The sequence below is a fragment of the Bifidobacterium sp. VU/mBH4 (B4) genome, assembly GCF_058199535.1.
This window is the reverse complement of the sequence record NZ_JBVPQJ010000007.1, coordinates 18,418-36,618: the sequence shown is the minus strand read 5'-3', so window position 1 is coordinate 36,618 and position 18,201 is coordinate 18,418. Positions and strand designations below refer to the sequence as shown.

15 protein-coding genes are annotated in these 18,201 nt (G+C 62.6%); 13 read left to right on the top strand and 2 right to left on the bottom strand.

What is annotated here, in order from left to right; translation table 11 throughout:
- Nucleotides 1-28: 28 nt before the first annotated feature.
- On the bottom strand, nucleotides 29-385 hold the full coding sequence (locus AC0AII_RS07975) for a YccF domain-containing protein (protein ID WP_490446740.1): 357 nt from the start codon (nucleotides 383-385) through the stop codon (nucleotides 29-31).
- Nucleotides 376-1,083, bottom strand: a complete 708-nt coding sequence (locus AC0AII_RS07970) for a TetR/AcrR family transcriptional regulator (protein WP_463428324.1) — start codon at nucleotides 1,081-1,083, stop codon at nucleotides 376-378. Before AC0AII_RS07970 ends, AC0AII_RS07975 begins: the two co-directional genes overlap by 10 nt.
- A 188-nt stretch (nucleotides 1,084-1,271) precedes the next feature.
- Between AC0AII_RS07970 and AC0AII_RS07965 the strand changes: the two genes are divergently transcribed.
- From AC0AII_RS07965 to AC0AII_RS07905, 13 genes are all read left to right on the top strand, one after another.
- The gene (locus AC0AII_RS07965; protein ID WP_490446739.1) at nucleotides 1,272-2,966 is read left to right on the top strand and encodes an MFS transporter; all 1,695 of its coding nucleotides are present in this window, start codon (nucleotides 1,272-1,274) and stop codon (nucleotides 2,964-2,966) included.
- Between the two features lie 87 nt (nucleotides 2,967-3,053).
- Entirely contained in the window at nucleotides 3,054-4,727 is a 1,674-nt protein-coding gene (locus AC0AII_RS07960) for an NAD+ synthase (protein ID WP_490446738.1), read from the top strand.
- Nucleotides 4,728-4,732: 5 nt separating this feature from the next.
- Nucleotides 4,733-4,969: a hypothetical protein gene (locus AC0AII_RS07955; protein ID WP_490446737.1), complete on the top strand. Its 237-nt coding sequence runs from the start codon at nucleotides 4,733-4,735 to the stop codon at nucleotides 4,967-4,969.
- A 242-nt stretch (nucleotides 4,970-5,211) separates the two neighbouring features.
- The gene (pflB, locus tag AC0AII_RS07950) at nucleotides 5,212-7,587 is read left to right on the top strand and encodes a formate C-acetyltransferase (protein WP_046322815.1); all 2,376 of its coding nucleotides are present in this window, start codon (nucleotides 5,212-5,214) and stop codon (nucleotides 7,585-7,587) included.
- A gap of 98 nt (nucleotides 7,588-7,685) precedes the next feature.
- The gene (gene pflA, locus AC0AII_RS07945; protein ID WP_015021700.1) at nucleotides 7,686-8,567 is read left to right on the top strand and encodes a pyruvate formate-lyase-activating protein; all 882 of its coding nucleotides are present in this window, start codon (nucleotides 7,686-7,688) and stop codon (nucleotides 8,565-8,567) included.
- Nucleotides 8,568-8,934: 367 nt separating this feature from the next.
- Nucleotides 8,935-10,221 carry an HRDC domain-containing protein gene (locus tag AC0AII_RS07940; protein ID WP_490446736.1) on the top strand — a complete coding sequence of 429 codons (1,287 nt, stop codon included), beginning with the start codon at nucleotides 8,935-8,937 and terminating at the stop codon, nucleotides 10,219-10,221.
- Between the two features lie 49 nt (nucleotides 10,222-10,270).
- The gene (gene tig / locus AC0AII_RS07935; protein WP_490446735.1) at nucleotides 10,271-11,647 is read left to right on the top strand and encodes a trigger factor; all 1,377 of its coding nucleotides are present in this window, start codon (nucleotides 10,271-10,273) and stop codon (nucleotides 11,645-11,647) included.
- A 180-nt stretch (nucleotides 11,648-11,827) separates the two neighbouring features.
- Nucleotides 11,828-12,415 (top strand): ATP-dependent Clp protease proteolytic subunit, encoded by a 588-nt coding sequence (locus AC0AII_RS07930; RefSeq protein ID WP_029678947.1) that lies wholly within the window; start codon nucleotides 11,828-11,830, stop codon nucleotides 12,413-12,415.
- Nucleotides 12,416-12,424: 9 nt separating this feature from the next.
- Nucleotides 12,425-13,093, top strand: a complete 669-nt coding sequence (locus AC0AII_RS07925) for an ATP-dependent Clp protease proteolytic subunit (RefSeq protein WP_144086028.1) — start codon at nucleotides 12,425-12,427, stop codon at nucleotides 13,091-13,093.
- 144 nt (nucleotides 13,094-13,237) lie between these two features.
- On the top strand, nucleotides 13,238-14,551 hold the full coding sequence (clpX, locus tag AC0AII_RS07920; RefSeq protein WP_490446734.1) for an ATP-dependent Clp protease ATP-binding subunit ClpX: 1,314 nt from the start codon (nucleotides 13,238-13,240) through the stop codon (nucleotides 14,549-14,551).
- Between the two features lie 70 nt (nucleotides 14,552-14,621).
- Nucleotides 14,622-15,560: an NAD kinase gene (locus AC0AII_RS07915; RefSeq protein ID WP_490446733.1), complete on the top strand. Its 939-nt coding sequence runs from the start codon at nucleotides 14,622-14,624 to the stop codon at nucleotides 15,558-15,560.
- Entirely contained in the window at nucleotides 15,560-17,332 is a 1,773-nt protein-coding gene (locus AC0AII_RS07910) for a DNA repair protein RecN (protein WP_490446732.1), read from the top strand. The genes AC0AII_RS07915 and AC0AII_RS07910 overlap by 1 nt, the downstream gene beginning before the upstream one ends.
- 442 nt (nucleotides 17,333-17,774) lie before the next feature.
- Nucleotides 17,775-18,182, top strand: a complete 408-nt coding sequence (locus tag AC0AII_RS07905) for a GntR family transcriptional regulator (protein ID WP_490446731.1) — start codon at nucleotides 17,775-17,777, stop codon at nucleotides 18,180-18,182.
- The last annotated feature ends 19 nt before the right edge of the window (nucleotides 18,183-18,201 follow it).

The following is an 18,201-nucleotide window of genomic DNA, read 5'->3' as shown; positions in this document are numbered from 1 at the left end:
ATCCCCAATCCTTTCATAAGATGGCGACTCACACTGAGGATCCGAAGGGCATCAGGGCCAGGCGGGCCATCTTGAAGGCCTGCAGACCGAAGGGTATGCCCACTACGGTCAGCATGGTGACCAGCCCGGCCGCCAGATAGGCCAGAGCCAGCCACCAGCCGCCCAGGATGATCCAGAGCAGGTTGGCCAGCCAGGATCCCAGTCCGCCTCCATAGATGACCTGTCGGCCAAAGGGGGTCAGGGTGAGTCTGGCCATCTTGAAGGCCTGGACGCCCAGGGGGATGCCTACTACGGTCAGGCAGAGCACGATACCCACCAGGGTCCAGGCCAGGGCGATGGCCAGTCCTCCCAGCAGCAGCCAGCAGATGTTGCCGATCAGGCGCATGTGGATCCTTCCGTCAGGGTGGCGGTGACGGCCTTGGCGCAGGCGGTCACCTTCTCAATGATGATGGTCAGTCGTTCCTGCCGTTGTTCGGGAGCGAGATCCAAGTCCAGGGCGTCGATCAGTCGCATGCCGGATTGGACGATGCCCCGCGTCACCTCCACGCCCATGGCCGGATCCGCTGGGCGCAGGGCTGTCCACGCCTGGATCAGCGGCTGGTTGACCTGCCGGTGGAAGTTCAGCAGGGCTTGGATCTGCCGGTCTGTGGACCGATCGCTCCTTGGGGTGGGCTCTTGGGGATTCGAGGGACTGCCGTAGATCAGGGCCCGGCGTAACTGCTCGTCGTGCTGCTCGGCGTAGAGGTTCATCAGCCAGCCGTGTCCGTGCAGTCCGGCCTGCTCCAGATTGGTGCGGGTCCAGACCTCAATCGTCCGCCGCGGGTCGTCTGTCCTGCCCAGGGCCTGGTCCAGGGCTTGGCCCCAGTCAGGCAGATGCCGTTCCATGACCATATCGCAGAGCTGATCGGCATCCCGGGCATAGCGGTAGAGGGAGTTCCGGGCCAGGTTGGCGCGTCGGGCCACCTCGGCCATGGTCAGCTGGCCTCGTCCGCCGGTGCGCAGGATGGCCTCGGCGGCGGCGATGATCTGGTCCAGGGTTTTGGCGCGGTGCTCCTGGAGCGTGGATTCGCGGATCCTGGGCATGGTCCTCCTTGGTCCGGCCTCCTGGGAGTGGGCCGGTCATGGGGCATATGATATGGCCTATTTGCTGCGGAACCAAGCTGCCAGGACTGGTTCAGCGTGCGGCTTGTCCGCGCAGAGTGAACTTGCCAGACGAGTTTTCGCGACGTATAGTCGCAAAAAATTCGCAGGCCAGGGTGAGGGGAGTTCAGATGACCGGATCGGCAAGTGCGGACGTGAAGATGGACAGCCAGAAGAACCGTCAAGAGTCTCAGGAGGCAACGCCGCCCTGGCGTGCCCTCTGGGTGTTGGCCCTGGGTCTGGCCATGATTGTGCTGGATTCGTCCATCGTCAACGTCTCCATTCCTTCCATCATCGCTGCCATCCACATCAACCTGGCTCAGGCCCAGTGGGTGACCGCCCTCTACAGCATCGTCCTGGCGGCCCTGCTCCTGCCTTCCGGTCGACTGGGGGACATGATCGGACGCAAGCGGATTCTGCAGGTGGGCACGGTCATCTTTGTGCTGGGTTCTGTCTTCGCCGCATCGGCTTCTACCGGCACAATGCTGCTTCTGGCCCGGCTTGTTCAGGGAATCGGCGGTTCCCTGGTCATGCCATCCACCCTGTCTACCGTGTCCGCCACCTTCCGGGGTCGTCACCGGGCTACTGCATTCGGCATCTGGGGGGCCGTCATGTCCTCTGCTGCGGCGGTCGGCCCCTTCCTGGGCGGGGTCTTCACCAGCACCATTGGATGGCGGTGGATTTTCCTGGTCAATCTGCCCCTGGGCCTGATCGTCCTCCTGACCAGCGCAGTCTTTGTGCCCGAGACCAAGTCAGCGCCCCGGCAGACCGGCGACAGGTGGGGGATGCTTGCCGACTGGAAGGGCATACTCCTTTCGGCCCTGGGGTCGGCTCTGGTGGTCTTTGCGCTGATCGAGGGGCAGACCTACGGCTGGTGGCATCCACGCGCCGCACTTGAACTGGGCCCTCTGCACTGGTCCGCATCGGCGCCCCTGTCGCCGGTTCCGGTCAGTCTGCTTCTGGGGTTGGCCCTGCTGGCTGTCTTTGCGCTGACCGAGCTGGCCAGGGCGCGCAGGGGCAAGATGGTCATCCTGGACGTGTCCATGTTCGCCATCGGCACCTTCGGCTGGGGCAACCTCACGGCCGCCATCGTCAACGCTGGTCAGTTCGCAGTCATGTTCATCCTGCCCCTCTACCTGATCAACGCCAGAGGCCTGAGTCCTCTGGGGGCCGGGTCCATCCTGGGCGTCATGGCTCTGGGGTCAGTGGTTTCCGGCGGCCTGGCCCGGGTGGTCTCAGCCCGTCTGGGAGCCGGCGGCACGGTGCAAACGGGTCTGCTGATGGAGATCGTCGGCGTGGCCCTGTCCATTCTGCTCATGCGTGGGTCGGTGCCGGTCTGGCCCATGACCCTGACTCTGATCGTCTACGGTGCTGGTCTGGGCTTTGCCTCGGCACAGCTGACCAGCCTGGTGCTCTCCGGTGTCCCGGTGTCCCAGTCCGGCCAGGCTTCGGCCACCCAGTCCACCATTCGTCAGTGGGGGACAGCGCTGGGCGCCGCAGTCTCTGGTTCAGCCCTTTCCCTGGCTCTGAGCCTGGTGCTGCCAAGGCATCTTACGGCCCTCAAGGGGATCTCAGCGCAAATGGCCGATGGCCTGGTCAGATCGGTCCAGTCCTCTGCTGGAAACGCCATTGTCGGCATGCGCGCCCAGGGTACCCGGGGCCGGCTGGGAGTCCTGGGTCCTCAGGTAACCAATGCCCTGACCGAGGGATTCACCCAAGGCGCCCAGTGGGCCATGAGCTTTGCAGTTCTGTTGCTCCTCTTGGGACTGATCGCCTCAGTGCTCGTTCGTCGGGCCGCCCGCAAGGCTGGTGCTGATAAGGTCTGAGGCATCCGCAATCCTGTCTTCTCTGTCTCGGCCCCCACACGGGCTGTCTGCCGTGGGTCGGCCCTGGCACGGTTTAGAATCATCGGTATGGGCATACAAGAGGAACAGCCGCGGCGGAATGGCGATCTGCTGGTGGCTCTGGCTCAGATCGACACCTGTGTGGGCGATCTTGACGGCAACGCCGACATTATTATGGACTACTCCCGCAAGGCCGCTGAGCAGGGGGCGACTCTGGTGGTCTTTCCCGAGATGAGCCTGACCGGTTACCCGATCGAGGACCTGGCATTTCGTGCCAGCTTCCGTCGGGCCGCCTGGTCTCGGGCCGACCGCCTGGCCAGGCAGCTGGAGGAGCAGGGTCTGGGCCATCTGTATGTGATTGTGGGGACCGTTGGTACCGATACGGATCAGGACCGGCCTCGCAACCGGCTGGTAGTCCTGCACCAGGGTCGCGTCGAGGCCGGCTATGACAAGCACTTCCTGCCCAATTACGGGGTCTTCGACGAGTACAGGATTTTCACCCCGGGGGATAGGACCGTGGTTCTGGAGGTGCAAGGGCACCGGATAGGGCTGGCTATCTGCGAGGACATCTGGCAGGAGGGCGATCCCATCAGCGACCTGGCTGGACGAGGCATCGACCTCTTGGTGACCATCAATGGCTCCCCCTTCGAGGAGGGCAAGGGGCATGTCCGCTACGAGCTGGCGGCTCGCCGGGCCAAGCAGGTCGGCGCGCCTCTGCTCTACCTGAACCAGGTGGGCGGGCAGGACGATCTGGTCTTTGACGGCGGCAGTTTCGTGGTGGACCAGGATGGCAACCTGCTGGAGCGCTCGCCCAGGTTCGTTCAGGATCTGTCCACCTGGACCCTGCCTGTGCCAGGGGAGCGTCCAATGCCCAGCCAGTCCTGCATGGCCGAAGAGATGCCTGGGGACGAGGAGGTCTATCGGGCCTGCGTGCTGGGGCTCAAAGACTATATGGCCAAGAATCATTTCACCGGTGTCTGCCTGGGGCTCTCAGGCGGCATCGATTCGGCCCTGGTGGCGACCATGGCCGCCGATGCCTGCGGAGGCGAGCATGTGCGCGGCATTTCCATGCCTAGCCGCTACTCCTCGGAAGGTTCCCGGGATGATGCTGCCGATCTGGCCCAGCGTCTGGGCGTGCGTTACGTGGTCCAGCCAATAGGCCCTGAGTTCGACGCCTTCCAAGGGCAGCTGCATCTGGAAGGGGTGGCTGAAGAGAACCTGCAGGCCCGGATACGCGGTGTCATCGTCATGGCCTACGCCAATGCCGAGGGGCTTCTGGCCCTAGCCACAGGCAACAAGTCCGAGCTGGCCTGCGGTTATTCAACTATTTATGGCGATGCAGTCGGAGGCTACGCCCCCATCAAGGATCTGCTCAAGACCCGGGTCTGGCAGCTGGCCCGCTGGCGCAACGCCCAGGCCCAGGCAAGGGGCGAACGTGAGCCCATTCCGGTCAATTCCATCGTCAAACCGCCCTCGGCCGAGCTGCGCCAAGGGCAGAAGGACTCTGATTCCCTGCCCGACTACAGCCTGCTTGACAAGGTCCTGGAGGCGTACATCGAGCATGCGCATGGTCGTGCCGACCTTCTGGCCGACGGCTTCGATCCCGACACGGTCGAAACAGTCATGCGGCTGGTGGATCGGGCCGAGTGGAAGCGACGCCAGTACCCGCTTGGCCCCAAGGTTACCTCCCTGGCCTTCGGCCGGGACCGTCGGCTGCCTGTCACCAACGCCTTCAGGGAATGATCACCATGGGTTCCGAACAAGAGCAAACGGCCTGGTACTTCAACACCGTCACCGGCGAGCCCGAACAGGGCAAGCTGTCTCCCCAGGACAGGCGGATGGGCCCCTACCGCAGCAAGCAGGAGGCCCTCGATGCCTGGAAGATCGCCAAGCGTAGGAACAAGGAATGGGATGAAGAAGACCGTCGCTGGCGGCAGGCCTGGGAGGGAGACCCTGGGCAGGGACAGTCATCAGCTGACAGATGAAGCTCCTGCTGGATCGCTCACTAGCGTTAGCGACCAGTCGGCCATGCAGGCAGAAGGAATCGGGACTCAGACGGTGTGCCGGGCGAGTTTGCAAGATATGGGCGTGGCGCCCATTGCGAGTCCGCCCTTAGTGTGATATAGCTCACGTCGCGTTTCGGTTTCCCGTGGTAATGCGCACCCTATACTTGAAAGTGACAGTGGTGTGAGGAAGCGCCATTGACCATATCAACAAGGAGTTGACTATGACAGCAGTTGAGACCAACACCGTCTCTCCCGCAGAGCTGCAAGCCAAGGCTTGGAAGGGCTTCAAGGGCGAGGACTGGAAGAAAGACATCGACGTTCGCGACTTCATTCAAAAGAACTACACTCCGTACACCGGTGACGAATCCTTCCTGGCACCGGCCACAGAGAAGACCAAGTTCCTGTGGAACTACCTGGATGACAATTTCCTCGCTGTGGAGCGCAAGCAGCGCGTCTATGACGTGGACACCCACACTCCGGCGGGCATTGACGCCTTCCCGGCCGGATACATCGACGGCAAGCCTGCCGGCGAGACTCAGGATGACGTGATTGTCGGCATACAGACCGACGTGCCTTGCAAGCGTGCGATGATGCCCTACGGCGGCTGGCGCATGGTTGAGCAGGCCCTCAAGGAGGCCGGCAAGGAGCCCGACCCCGAGGTCAAGAAGATCTTCACCCGGTATCGCAAGACCCACAACGATGGCGTCTTCGACGTTTACACCAAGAGGATCAAGCTGGCCCGCCACAACAAGATTCTGACCGGTCTGCCCGATGCTTACGGCCGTGGCCGCATCATTGGCGACTACCGTCGTGTGGCCCTCTACGGCATTGACGAGCTGATTGCCCGCAAGAAGGCCGACAAGGATTCGATTCCTTACCGCAACGACTTCACCGAGGAAGAGATCGAGCACTGGATCCGCTTCCGCGAGGAGCACGCCGAGCAGATCAAGGCTCTGAAGCAGCTGCTGAACCTGGGCAAGGAGTACGGCCTGGATCTGAGCCGTCCTGCCATGAACGCCAAGGAAGCTGTCCAGTGGACCTACATGGCCTACCTGGCCTCGGTCAAGAGCCAGGACGGCGCCGCCATGTCCATCGGCCGTCTGTCCGCATTCTTCGACGTCTACTTCGAGCGTGATCTGGCCGCTGGCCTGATCGACGAGACCGATGCCCAGGAGATCATCGACAACATCGTGATGAAGCTGCGCATCGTGCGCTTCCTGCGGACCAAGGACTACGACAACATCTTCTCGGGCGACCCCTACTGGGCCACCTGGTCCGACGCTGGCTTCGGCGATGACGGCAGGCCCATGGTCACCAAGACCTCCTTCCGTCTGCTGGCAACCTTGACCCTGGAGCACCTTGGACCCGGCCCCGAGCCCAACATCACCATCTTCTGGGATCCGAAGCTGCCTGAGGGCTACAAGCGCTTCTGCGCCCGTATCTCCATCGACACCTCCGCCATCCAGTACGAGTCCGACAAGGACATTCGCGCCCACTGGGGCGATGACGCTGCCATCGCCTGCTGCGTGTCCCCCATGAGGGTTGGCAAGCAGATGCAGTTCTTCGGCGCTCGCGTCAACTCCGCCAAGGCCCTGCTCTACGCCATGAACGGCGGCCGTGACGAGATGACCGGCATGCAGGTCATCGACAAGGACGTGATCAAGCCTGTCACCCCCAAGGAAGACGGTTCTCTGGACTTCCAAGAGGTCAAGGACAATTACGAGAAGGCCCTGGAGTGGCTGAGCGAGACCTATGTCGAGGCCCTGAACATCATCCACTACATGCACGATAAGTACGACTACGAGTCCATTGAGATGGCCCTGCACGACAAGGAGGTCTACCGCACCCTGGGTTGCGGTATGTCCGGCCTGTCCATCGCCGCTGACTCCCTGTCGGCTATCAAGTACGCCAAGGTCTACCCGATCTACAACAAGGATGCCAAGGGCACCCCTGAGTATGTCGAGGGCGCTGACGACGACCTGATCGTCAACTACAAGACCGTCGGCGAGTTCCCGATCTACGGCAACGACGACGATCGCGCCGACGACCTGGCCAAGTGGACTGTCTCCACCGTTATGGGCCAGATCAAGCGTCTGCCTGTCTACCGTGGCGCTGTGCCGACCCAGTCCATCCTGACCATTACTTCCAACGTGGAGTATGGCAAGAACACCGGGTCCTTCCCCTCCGGCCACAAGAAGGGCACTCCGTACGCTCCCGGCGCCAACCCCGAGAACGGCATGGATTCGCATGGCATGCTGCCCTCCATGTTCTCCGTGGGCAAGATCGACTACGACGACGCCCTGGACGGCATCTCGCTGACCAACACGATCACCCCTGACGGCCTGGGCCGCGACGAGGATGAGCGCATCAACAACCTGGTGGGCATCCTGGACGCCGGCAACGGCCACGGGCTCTACCACGCCAACATCAACGTCCTGCGCAAGGAGCAGCTGGAGGATGCCGTCGAGCACCCCGAGAAGTACCCGCACCTGACCGTGCGCGTCTCGGGCTACGCCGTCAACTTCGTCAAGCTGACCCGCGAGCAGCAGCTCGACGTGATCTCCCGCACCTTCCACCAGGGCGCGGTGACCGACTGATCGCCCTTGTGCGATAGTCAACCGTTGATGAGACGGTGAATCATGGGGCGGGGCGCACCAAGGCCCCGCCCCCTTTTCGTCTTTTTCAGGAGGATCCAATGACGGAGACCACCACCTTCCATACCACACAGCCGCACATGCTCAAGGAATCCAAGGTCTACCAGAGCCAGACCCTGATGGGCGGCCTTTCGGGGTTCGAATCGCCCATTGGACTGGACCGGCACGACCGTATGAATGCCCTGCGCACGGGCGACATCGGATTTGTTCACTCCTGGGACATCAATACCTCAGTGGACGGGCCGGGTACAAGGATGACCGTCTTCATGAGCGGATGCCCCCTGCGCTGCCAGTACTGCCAGAATCCTGACACCTGGAAGATGCGTGATGGCCAGCCCGTATACCTACAGGCCATGATCGATAAGGTGGCCCGTTACCAGGACCTCTTCAAGAGCACGGGCGGAGGAATCACCTTCAGCGGCGGCGAGTCCATGATGCAGGCAGCCTTTGTCTCACGCGTCTTTCGCGCTGCCAAGGAGATGGGCGTCCACACCTGCCTGGACACCTCGGGCTTCCTCAATCGCAACTACACCGATGCCATGATTGACGATATCGACCTCTGCCTGCTGGATGTCAAATCCGGCGACGAGGCCACCTACAAGAAGGTGACCGGCGGCACGTTGGCCCCCACAATCGAATTCGGCAAGCGTCTGGCTGCCCGTGGCAGCAAGATCTGGGTTCGCTTCGTGCTGGTGCCGGGGCTGACCGACTCCGAGGAGAACGTCGAGAACGTCGCGCGGGTGTGCGAACAGTTCAAGGATGCCATCGAGCACATTGATGTGCTTCCCTTCCATCAGCTTGGACGGCCCAAGTGGCACGAGCTGCGCATCCCCTACCCGCTGGAGGACGCCAAAGGCCCTTCAGCGGCCCTGAAGGATCGGGTCAAGAAGCAGCTTGAGGCCCACGGCTTCGTGGTCTACTGAGCCGCAGAACCCACTGTGGTTCCCGGGCGGTCCTAGGAGCAACCCGAATAATCAACTTATGACTCCTCACGGTAGATGCCGTGGGGAGTTTTGTTTGATCGGGCGCAGGCCAGCCAGCCAATCAGCGAATGACCGACTCACTGAATGCCTTGCACGCTGAATGACCGACTTAATGGTTGGAAGAGCCAATGGGTGGCGGATCCGATGGATGACCGACACTGTAAATCGATAAATTGCTGACCAGTCATGCTCGGTAAACGATTGTCAGCGGGTTGAGGCCATGGACTATGCTTTCAGGCGAGTGTTTTCCGGGTCGGTCGGCCCGGTGGCGTGATGGAAGACAAACTACAAAAGAGGTTGAGCGCAGGTGACCACGGAACCTAAGACGCAGCTGCTTTCAGAGCCCGCCCAGGGTGTGCCGTCGGTCATCGACGATATGGCCGGATACCGCCGGGCCTGCAGGATGCTGTCCCAGGGGAGCGGTGCGCTGGCCGCGGATGCCGAACGGGCCTCGGGCTTCCGCTATGGCCACGACGACTATCTGGTCCAGTTCAAGCGCCAGGGGGCGGGGATATTCCTGCTGGATCCACCGGCTCTGACGCAGGCGGGCTGCGACTGGTCGGAATTCAATAAGGCCGTTGATGGGGCCCAGTGGATCATTCATGACTCCCCCCAGGATCTGCCCGGCTTCTATGCACTGGGCATGAGGCCCTCATCGCTCTTCGACTCCGAGCTGGCGGCCAGGATGCTCAATCTGGGCCATTACGGCCTGTCTGCAGTGACCGCACACTATCTGGGGCTGACCTTGGCCAAGGAGCACTCCGCCGCAGACTGGTCCTACCGCCCACTGCCGCGTGATTGGCGCAATTATGCCGCCTTGGATGTAGAGCTGCTGGATCAGGTGCGATCGCGCGAGCTGGAGGATCTGCGCCGTCACGGCAAGGATGAGTGGGCTGAGCAGGAATTCGCCTGGCTGCTGGAGCAGGGAAGAATCCCCAAGCCGGAGCCCGAGCAACCTTGGCGGCATATCTCGCATATCAACGCCCTGCACAACGACCGTCGAGGCCTGGCTGTGGCCCGTTCCCTGTGGACCACCCGAGACCAGCTGGCCCGGCGCAACGACATCGCTCCGACCCTCCTCCTGCCCGACAAGGCCATCATCGAAGCCGGGAGGCGCAAGCCACACAATAACGCCCAATTCCGAGCCATTCGGTCCTTGAATGAACGGGTCAGGATCCACACCGGCGGTGAGCAGGACCGCATGTTCGAGCGCTATGCGCCCATCCAGCGCCGGGTCAAGCCCTCGGTCTGGAAACAGGCCATTCTGGAGGCCCTGCGTCTGCCTACCGAGAAGCTGCCGGTGCCCCCCAAGCCACGGGGGGAGGAAACCAACGCCCCCAAGTCCATGCAGGTCTGGCGGCACCGCCACCCGGAACGATATGCCAGGCTGGAGGCAGCGCGCAAGGCGGTGACAGAGGTGGGACGCCAGACCAATACCCCCGACGAGATTCTGATCAAGCCCCGCTACCTGCGTAACCTCTGCTGGACCGATCAACCGGAGAAGCGTGATGTGGCCGACTTCCTGCGTCAGGAGGGCGCCCGCCCCTGGCAGGTTTCGCTCCTGTCAGAGTCCCTGACTCGCGCTATTATGTAACGGTTGCCTTACTGGCAGATCAAACGGTTTGGATGAATTGGAGCGCAGCGTGAAAATCAGCGTCAGAAACCTCGAGCCCACCAAGGTCAGGCTCACCATCACCGTCGATCCCGATGAGCTGAACCCCTACCTGGATCAGGCCCGTAAGGAGATCGGCAAGCAGGTGACCATTCCCGGCTTCCGCAAGGGCCATGTGCCCGGACCCATCATCGATCAGCGCGTGGGCTTTGCCAGCGTGGCGGGCGAGGCCGTCAACGCCGGTGTGCCCGAGCTCTACTCCAAGGCTCTGGAGGAGAAGCAGCTGCACGCCATGGCCCAGCCGCAGATCGATGTCAAGGACATGCCTTCCTCGGCCAAGGACGACACCAAGCTCAAGTTCACCGCCGAGGTGGAGATTCGTCCCAAGTTCGAGCTGCCCGACATCGAGGGCATGGAGATTGAGGTCCCCAAGCCGGCCGTCACCGACGAGGACGTGGACAAGCGGCTGGACAACCTGCGTCAGCGCTTCGGCACTCTGGTCAGCGTGGATCGTCCCGCTTCCAAGGGCGATTACGCCAACATCGACCTGGATGCCGTCATCGACGGCGAGTCCGTGGACTCCCAGCAGGGGGTCAGCTATGAGCTGGGCTCCAACACCATGCTGGATGGCCTGGATGAGGCCCTGGACGGGCTGTCTGCCGGGGAAGAGACCACCTTCGAGGGCACCCTGGAGGCCGGCGAGCACCAGGGAGAGAAGGCCCAGATCAAGGTCAAGGTCAACTCGGTCAAGGCCGAGGAGCTGCCCGATCTGGACGACGAGTTCGCCAAGGAGGCCTCGGAGTTCGAGACCCTGGAGGAGCTGCGCGAGGACGTGCGCAAGCAGTGCCAGGTGGATGCCGAGGGCCGGCAGGCCACTGACGCCCGCGACGCCTTCATCGCCAAGCTCCAGGACGGCCTGGACATTCCGGTGCCCAAGGGCATCAAGCAGTCCATGGTGACCGATCAGCTCAAGAACACCGGCAAGGATCCGGACAAGGCCAGCAAGGATGAGAAGGCCGAGGCCGAGCAGAGCGTGGAGAAGGAGCTGCGCGACCAGATGACCTTGGATGCCCTGGCTGAGAAGCTGGGCATCACGGTCAGCCAGGCCGACGTGACCAACTTCCTGGCTTCCATCGCCCAGCAGTACGGCATGGATCCCAGCGCCTTCATCAACGGCATCGTTCGCAACGGCCAGCTGGGTTCGGCTGTGCAGGAAGTCGGCCGCTCCAAGGGCATGCTGGCCGGCATGCGGGCCGTCACCTTCAAGGATCCCGATGGCCAGGAGGTCGACCTGAGCCGATTCCTGGGCGAGGATGAGCCTGAGGCCCAGGAGGAGCAGGACGAGAGCGTCCAGGCTGCCTCCGCCGCGGCTGAAGTGGCTGACCAGCTCTCCCAGGATCAGGAGTAGTTCACAAGTCGCAGCGAACAGGGCCGCACCCGAGGCAAAACAGCCTGGGTGCGGCCCTGTCGTAGCGGTTGCGCAAAGAGCGGAAAGACCGTGGCCGCGTCGATTGCGGGGGCTACTCTCATTACAGATACGTTTATCGAAGGAGACAGGGTGAACAACTCATTGGCAACCAGTCCCGTGATGGAGGAGGGGGAGGCCCCTACGCCGACCGATCCCATCTTCAACCGACTGCTCAAGGACAGGATCATCTGGCTGGGGGACGAGGTCAAGGACGCCAACGCCAACGTCATCTGCGCACAGATGCTGATGCTGGCGGCCGAGGATCCCAAGAAGGATATCTGGCTCTACATCAATTCGCCAGGCGGCTCCATTACCGCGGGCATGGCCATCTACGACACCATGCAGCTGATCGAGCCTGACGTGGCTACGGTCGCAGTCGGCATGGCGGCCTCCATGGGCCAGTTCCTGCTCTCCAGCGGGGCCAAGGGCAAGCGCTTCGTCACCTCCCATGCACGGGTGCTCATGCATCAGCCTTCGGGCGGCGTCGGAGGCACGGCCACTGATGTCAGGATCAACGCCGAGCTGATCATGGATATGAAGCGCACGCTCTCCCAGCTGACGGCCGAGCAGACCGGCCATACCCTGGAAGAGATCTACCGGGACAACGAATACGATCACTGGTTCACGGCCCAGCAGGCCCTGGAGTACGGCTTTGTCGACCGGATCGTGACCACCCACGGCACTATGACCGCGGATCAAGGGAAGTGAGCACTCCACATGGCATCTGAAGAAGCGCAATTCGTAGCACGGGCTCGTCGACTGGCCGGCCCTCGCGGCCTGGGCGCCATGCCCACCGACCGCTATGTGCTGCCGCAGTTCGAGGAGCGCACCCCCTACGGCTACAAGCGCCAGGACCCTTACACCAGGCTCTTCGACGACAGAATCATCTTCATGGGCGTCCAGGTGGATGACACTTCCTCGGACGACATCATGGCCCAGCTCCTGGTTCTGGAGAGCCAGGATCCCAACCGCGACGTGATTATCTACATCAACTCGCCGGGGGGATCCATGACGGCCATGACCGCCATCTATGACACCATGCAGTACATCAAGCCCGATGTGCAAACTGTCTGCCTGGGCCAGGCTGCCTCAGCTGCTGCCGTTCTGCTGGCGGCCGGCACCAAGGGCAAGCGGCTGATCCTGCCAAACGCCCGTGTGCTGATTCACCAGCCGGCCATGGAGCAGGACTTCGGCAAGGCCACCGAGATCGAGATCCAGGCCAAGGAAATGCTGCGCATGCGCACCTGGCTGGAGGAGACTCTGGCCAAGCACACCGGCCAGGATGTCGACAAGATTCGCAAGGACATCGAGGTGGACACCATTCTGACCGCCCAGCAGGCCAAGGATTACGGAATGGTGGACGAGGTCCTGGAGCACCGCAATTAGCTCCGGTGACTGTGCACATGATTGATCGTCCGGATGGCGGCGGATCCTCGGGACCCACGGCCTCCGGACGTTTTTGGCATCATGGACGATGCCGGTCATATATGATTTCGGCGATCCTTGCGGATTCTCCGGGAAGGGAGAGCCATGGGCCGTGTGGTCAGCTACAATGACGGACTGAATCGCTGCGAGTTCTGCGGCAAGGATGAGCACCAGGTGCGTCGACTGGTCAAGGGGCCTTCCTGCGCCATCTGCGACGAATGCATACGTCTATGCGCCCAGATCATCCAGGAGGATATGGCCAAGGATGCTGCCGACCGGCGGGTGACCCTGCCTGCACCCTCAAAGATATTCGCCTATCTGAACCGGTATGTCATCGGCCAGGAGGCCGCCAAGCGCACCCTGGCTGTTGCTGTCTACAACCACTACAAGCGCGTCAATATGGACCGGGGCGACCGTGGCCGTGTTACTGACGCAGCGTTTGAGCAAAAGGACGCAGCCCCACGCGTCCAGGTGGACAAGTCCAACATCCTGCTCATGGGTCCCACCGGCGTGGGCAAGACCTACCTGGCACGAACCTTGGCCACCATCATGAACGTCCCCTTTGTCATTGTGGATGCCACCAGCCTGACCGAGGCGGGGTATGTGGGCGAGGATGTGGAGTCCGTCCTGCAGGGGCTGCTGCAAGCCGCCGACGGCAATATGGACCTGGCACAGCGGGGGATCATCTACATCGACGAGATCGACAAGATCGCCAGAAAATCCGGCGAGAACACCTCCATCACCCGGGACGTGTCCGGCGAGGGGGTCCAGCAGGCTCTGCTCAAGATCATCGAGGGCACCCAGGCCCGTGTGCCGGTCCAGGGTTCGCGGCGGCATGGGGATGTCCGCACGGTCGTCATGGACACAGCCAACATCCTCTTCATCTGCGGTGGCGCCTTCGTCGGTCTTGAGGAGATTGTCCGTCGGCGGCTGGGCCTGCGGGAGAGCGGATTCTCGGCTACTCAGGGCAGCGATAGGGTGCCCGACGACCGGGTCATGAGCCAGGTCAGGGCCGAGGACCTGGAACAGTTTGGCCTGCTTCCCGAGTTCGTGGGGCGGCTGCCGGTCATCTCCACCCTGGAGCCGCTGGGTGCCGATGAGCTGCGGCGGGTGTTGACCGAACCGGACAATGCCTTGGTCGACCAGTACCGGCGCATGTTCCTGGATGACGGGGCTGATCTGGTCTTCACGGATGCCGCCCTGGATCGGGTTGCCGCCATCGCTCTGGAACGCAAGGTGGGCGCCCGTGGGCTGCGTGGAATCCTCGAGCACACCCTGGAGGCGACCATGTTCGAGCTGCCCGACAGGACGGATGTCTCCCGTGTCGTGGTGGATGCCGATGCCGTGGATGGGACCGGATCGCCCCGCTACGAGACCGGGCAGGGCATGGCCGCAGCTGCTGGTCGTCGTTTGGCCTGACCCCGCCACGATGGGCGCCGCTGTTGGCCGGGCCCGATAGGATGAGCATTGTTGCCGGAAGGGAGGCCCCATGGGTGCTCGTAGCGCTGTCGTGGTCACGCACAGCCGGGTCCGGGCAAGCGGCCACCTGGTTGACGAGGTCGAGGAGCAGTTGCGCCGGGACGGATTCCGCGTCTCGATTGTCGACAACATCGCCGCCCCGGAATTCGGCAGTCCCAGCCAGCAGGTGGCCGACGACACCGAGATCGTCATCGTCCTGGGCGGCGACGGGACCATTCTGCGGGCTGCAGAGCTGGTCAAGGGCACCGATGTGCCCATCCTGGGGGTCAATCTTGGTCACGTGGGGTTCCTGGCGGAGTTCGAGAGCTTCCAGATTGGTGAGGCCATTCGCCGGGTGGCCGATCATGACTACTCCATCGACGAGCGCATGGTGGCCCACGTGGACCTGTGGATACCCGGAGCCGATCGACCACTGAGCGACTGGGCCCTTAACGACATGACCCTGGAACGATATGATCGGGGCAAGATGATCGAGGTATCGGTCCGAGTGGACGATGTGGAGATGAGCTCCTTCGGCTGCGACGGCATGATTGTGGCCACCCCGACCGGATCGACGGCCTATGCCTTTTCGGTGGGCGGGCCCATCGTCTGGCCGGATGCGCAGTCGCTGCAGATGGTGCCCATAGCCGCCCACGCCCTCTTTGCCAGGTCCCTGATCATCGGCCCCAAGTCGCAGTTCACCCTGGATGTTCTGGGTGATTCCCAGTCGGCCGGCTGGATCTGCAACGACGGACGCCGTCAACGGCCAGTGCCCAAGCGGTCCCGCATTGTGGTGCGTCAGTCCCATGACATCCTGAGGCTGGCCAGGCTGTCGGGGGTGCCCTTCACCAGACGGCTGGTCTCCAAGTTCGACCTGCCGGTGGTCGGCTGGAGGGAGCAGCATCGCCCCTCGGTGGCTGCGAATGGGCAGGACCAGGGGGAGCCGCCAGAGTCGAACAAGGAGCACTGATGCTGGAAGAGCTGGAAGTACGAGACCTGGGTCCCATCCACCATGCCCTGTTGCGCCCTGCTGCCGGCATGACGGCCATCACCGGGGAGACCGGGGCTGGCAAGTCCATGCTGCTCAACGCCATCCGGCTGATCTCGGGGTCCACCGCCCGTCCGCAGTTAGTGTCGCCTGGAGCTCGGGAGTCCTGGGTGCAAGGAATTTTTGATGCTGGAACGGCAGGAGCCGAGAATCCAGTGACCGCATCCATAACCGAGGCTGGCCTGCCCTTGGAGGATGAGGGGCAGATTTTCCTGGCGAGGACCATGCCTGTCAAGGGGCGTTCCCGTGCCGCTCTGAACGGCAGAACTGCTCCTCGAGGCCTGCTGCAGGAGGTGGCTGGGATGCTGGTCACTGTCCACGGCCAGGCGGATCAGATGCGTATGGCCAGCCCGGCCCGGCAGCGTGAATTTCTGGATGCCTACGCCGGTGACGGTCCGCAGCTGGAGGCTTTTTCCAAGGCCTTCAGGCAGTACCGACAGGCCCAGGACCATCTGGAGGAGCTGCGTAACCAGCAGTCCGGCGCTATGGCCCAGGCAGATTATCTCCGGGAATCCATCGCCCGGATCGACCGGGTCGACCCGCATTCCGGCGAAGATCGTGAACTCAAGGCTCAGCGGGACAGGATCGAGCACGCGGCCCAGATCAGTCAGGGAGTCATGTCCGCGCTGTCCGCCTTGGACTCCGGCCAGATCGATCCGGATGCCGACGCACCATCGGCTACGGCCTTGGTGGAACGGGCCATTGCCGCCCTGGAGGGCATCGGTGTGGAGGGGGTCTTTCAGGTGTCGGCCCAGCGGCTGCGCTCGTTGAATGCCGATCTGTCTGACCTGGTCTTCACCCTGAGCAGCCAGCTGGATGACGAAGGCCAGGAGGGCGATCTGGACAAGATCAACGCCCGCATCCACGATCTGGATGAGCTGACCCGGCGCTGGGGACCAGACATCGACGACGTTCTGGCCTGGCGCAAGAAGGCGGCATTTGAACTTGAGGACATGGATGCCTCACCCGAGAAGCTGGAGGAGCTTCAAGGTCAGGTTGAGCAGCTTCGCGGAAGCGCTTTGAAGGCCGCACGGAATCTGTCTGCGTCACGGGGCAAGGCTGCACGAAGGCTGAGCGAACTTGTCGACGGCGAATTGCGCTCCCTGGCCATGGCGGGTGCCGGGCTGGAGATCCGTGTCAGACCACGCCAGGACCAGGACATGGATGCGCATGGTCTGGACCAGATCGACTTTCTCTTCAGGCCGTATCCGGGTTCGGACCTGCTGCCCATGGGCAAGAGCGCCTCTGGCGGCGAACTCAGCCGACTCATGCTGGCCCTGGAGCTGGTGGCCGCCGAAGGCCGGACATCATCGTCGCCTGACGGGTCTGGCCATGGACATGCTGGCCGTGATTCCCAGGTCGGTGACCCGACCATGACCTTCATCTTCGACGAGGTGGATGCGGGCGTCGGTGGTCGGGCAGCTGTAGAACTAGGTCGTCGTCTGGCCCGGCTGGCCGTCACCGCCCAGGTGATCGTGGTCACCCACCTGCCGCAGGTGGCTTCCTGGGCCGATCGACAGTTCGTCGTGGCCAAGGGCCGGGAGGGCGGCGATGCCGTAGAGACCCTGGTCCACCAGGTAGAAGGCCAAGACAGAGAGCGGGAGATCGCCCGGATGCTGGCCGGCAGCGAGTCCACAACCTCCCTGAAGCACGCGCGAGAGCTTCTGTCCTCCAGCAGGCTCCAGGCCCGATAGGTCTGGTTGTAGCCTCAACCTCGCCATGCCAAAGTTCGTCGATTCAGTGACTTTGACAAGGTTTGGCGACTTTGTCGCTGGTGACTTTGTTGCCTTTGTGGCCGTGCTTCTGCGTGCTCGGCATCTGTCATTCTGTTGCTTGGACAGCAGGCAATCGGCTGTAGATGATCGTGCGGCAACACTCATGATGGATTTTCGTTGATGACACCCGTATCCGTCCTTGGCATGTGCAATGCGGCGATGACCTGGTCCACATGGATTTTGTCCGAAGCCGTGATCGGTCGGGATTTCAGCACTGCAGCGCCGTTGCTATGGAATCTGTGAATCACGTCCTGAGAAGATCAGTAGTTGTTTGTCTTCATGATCAAACTGTTATAATGTATACATGAACACCGGCACAGCTCAGCCAGGGTCGTGCCGACCATCAATGAAAGGGGCTTGGATGAAGCTGATCATCTCATCCCTGTCCGGACAGCCGATTTATCGGCAAATCGAGGACCAGATACGTTCGGCCATCCTGACCGGAGACCTGCAAGCGGGGGAGGGACTGCCCTCTCTGCGGCATCTCTCGCGGGAGCTCAGGGTGTCCGTGCTGACCGTGACCCGCGCCTATACCGAACTCGCCCAAGAGGGCTTGGTGGAGAACATCCAAGGCAAGGGGACCTTCGTGGCCGACAGTGGCGACCAGGTCATGCGGCAGCATCTGGAGGATCGCGTGCAGTCCCTGCTGGGCGAGGCGGTCGATACGGCTCGTCGGGCTGGAATGGAGCCGGATCGGATTCGCGGCCTGCTCGACGGCCTGCTGGGGGACAAGGGTTCTGCGCCCGCGTCCGAAGAGGGAAAGGAATAGCAGTATGCGTGCATCACCG

What these genes read in the sequence shown, in the direction of transcription:
- AC0AII_RS07925 (WP_144086028.1), top strand. Translation starts at nt 12,425, where the DNA reads ATGGCATCTGAAGAAGCGCAATTCGTAGCACGGGCTCGTCGACTGGCC.
- clpX (WP_490446734.1), top strand. Translation starts at nt 13,238, where the DNA reads ATGGGCCGTGTGGTCAGCTACAATGACGGACTGAATCGCTGCGAGTTC.
- pflA (WP_015021700.1), top strand. Translation starts at nt 7,686, where the DNA reads ATGACGGAGACCACCACCTTCCATACCACACAGCCGCACATGCTCAAG.
- AC0AII_RS07910 (WP_490446732.1), top strand. Translation starts at nt 15,560, where the DNA reads ATGCTGGAAGAGCTGGAAGTACGAGACCTGGGTCCCATCCACCATGCC.
- AC0AII_RS07915 (WP_490446733.1), top strand. Translation starts at nt 14,622, where the DNA reads ATGGGTGCTCGTAGCGCTGTCGTGGTCACGCACAGCCGGGTCCGGGCA.
- AC0AII_RS07930 (WP_029678947.1), top strand. Translation starts at nt 11,828, where the DNA reads ATGGAGGAGGGGGAGGCCCCTACGCCGACCGATCCCATCTTCAACCGA.
- pflB (WP_046322815.1), top strand. Translation starts at nt 5,212, where the DNA reads ATGACAGCAGTTGAGACCAACACCGTCTCTCCCGCAGAGCTGCAAGCC.
- AC0AII_RS07965 (WP_490446739.1), top strand. Translation starts at nt 1,272, where the DNA reads ATGACCGGATCGGCAAGTGCGGACGTGAAGATGGACAGCCAGAAGAAC.
- AC0AII_RS07905 (WP_490446731.1), top strand. Translation starts at nt 17,775, where the DNA reads ATGAAGCTGATCATCTCATCCCTGTCCGGACAGCCGATTTATCGGCAA.
- AC0AII_RS07975 (WP_490446740.1), bottom strand. Translation starts at nt 385, where the DNA reads ATGCGCCTGATCGGCAACATCTGCTGGCTGCTGCTGGGAGGACTGGCC.
- AC0AII_RS07960 (WP_490446738.1), top strand. Translation starts at nt 3,054, where the DNA reads ATGGGCATACAAGAGGAACAGCCGCGGCGGAATGGCGATCTGCTGGTG.
- AC0AII_RS07955 (WP_490446737.1), top strand. Translation starts at nt 4,733, where the DNA reads ATGGGTTCCGAACAAGAGCAAACGGCCTGGTACTTCAACACCGTCACC.
- AC0AII_RS07970 (WP_463428324.1), bottom strand. Translation starts at nt 1,083, where the DNA reads ATGCCCAGGATCCGCGAATCCACGCTCCAGGAGCACCGCGCCAAAACC.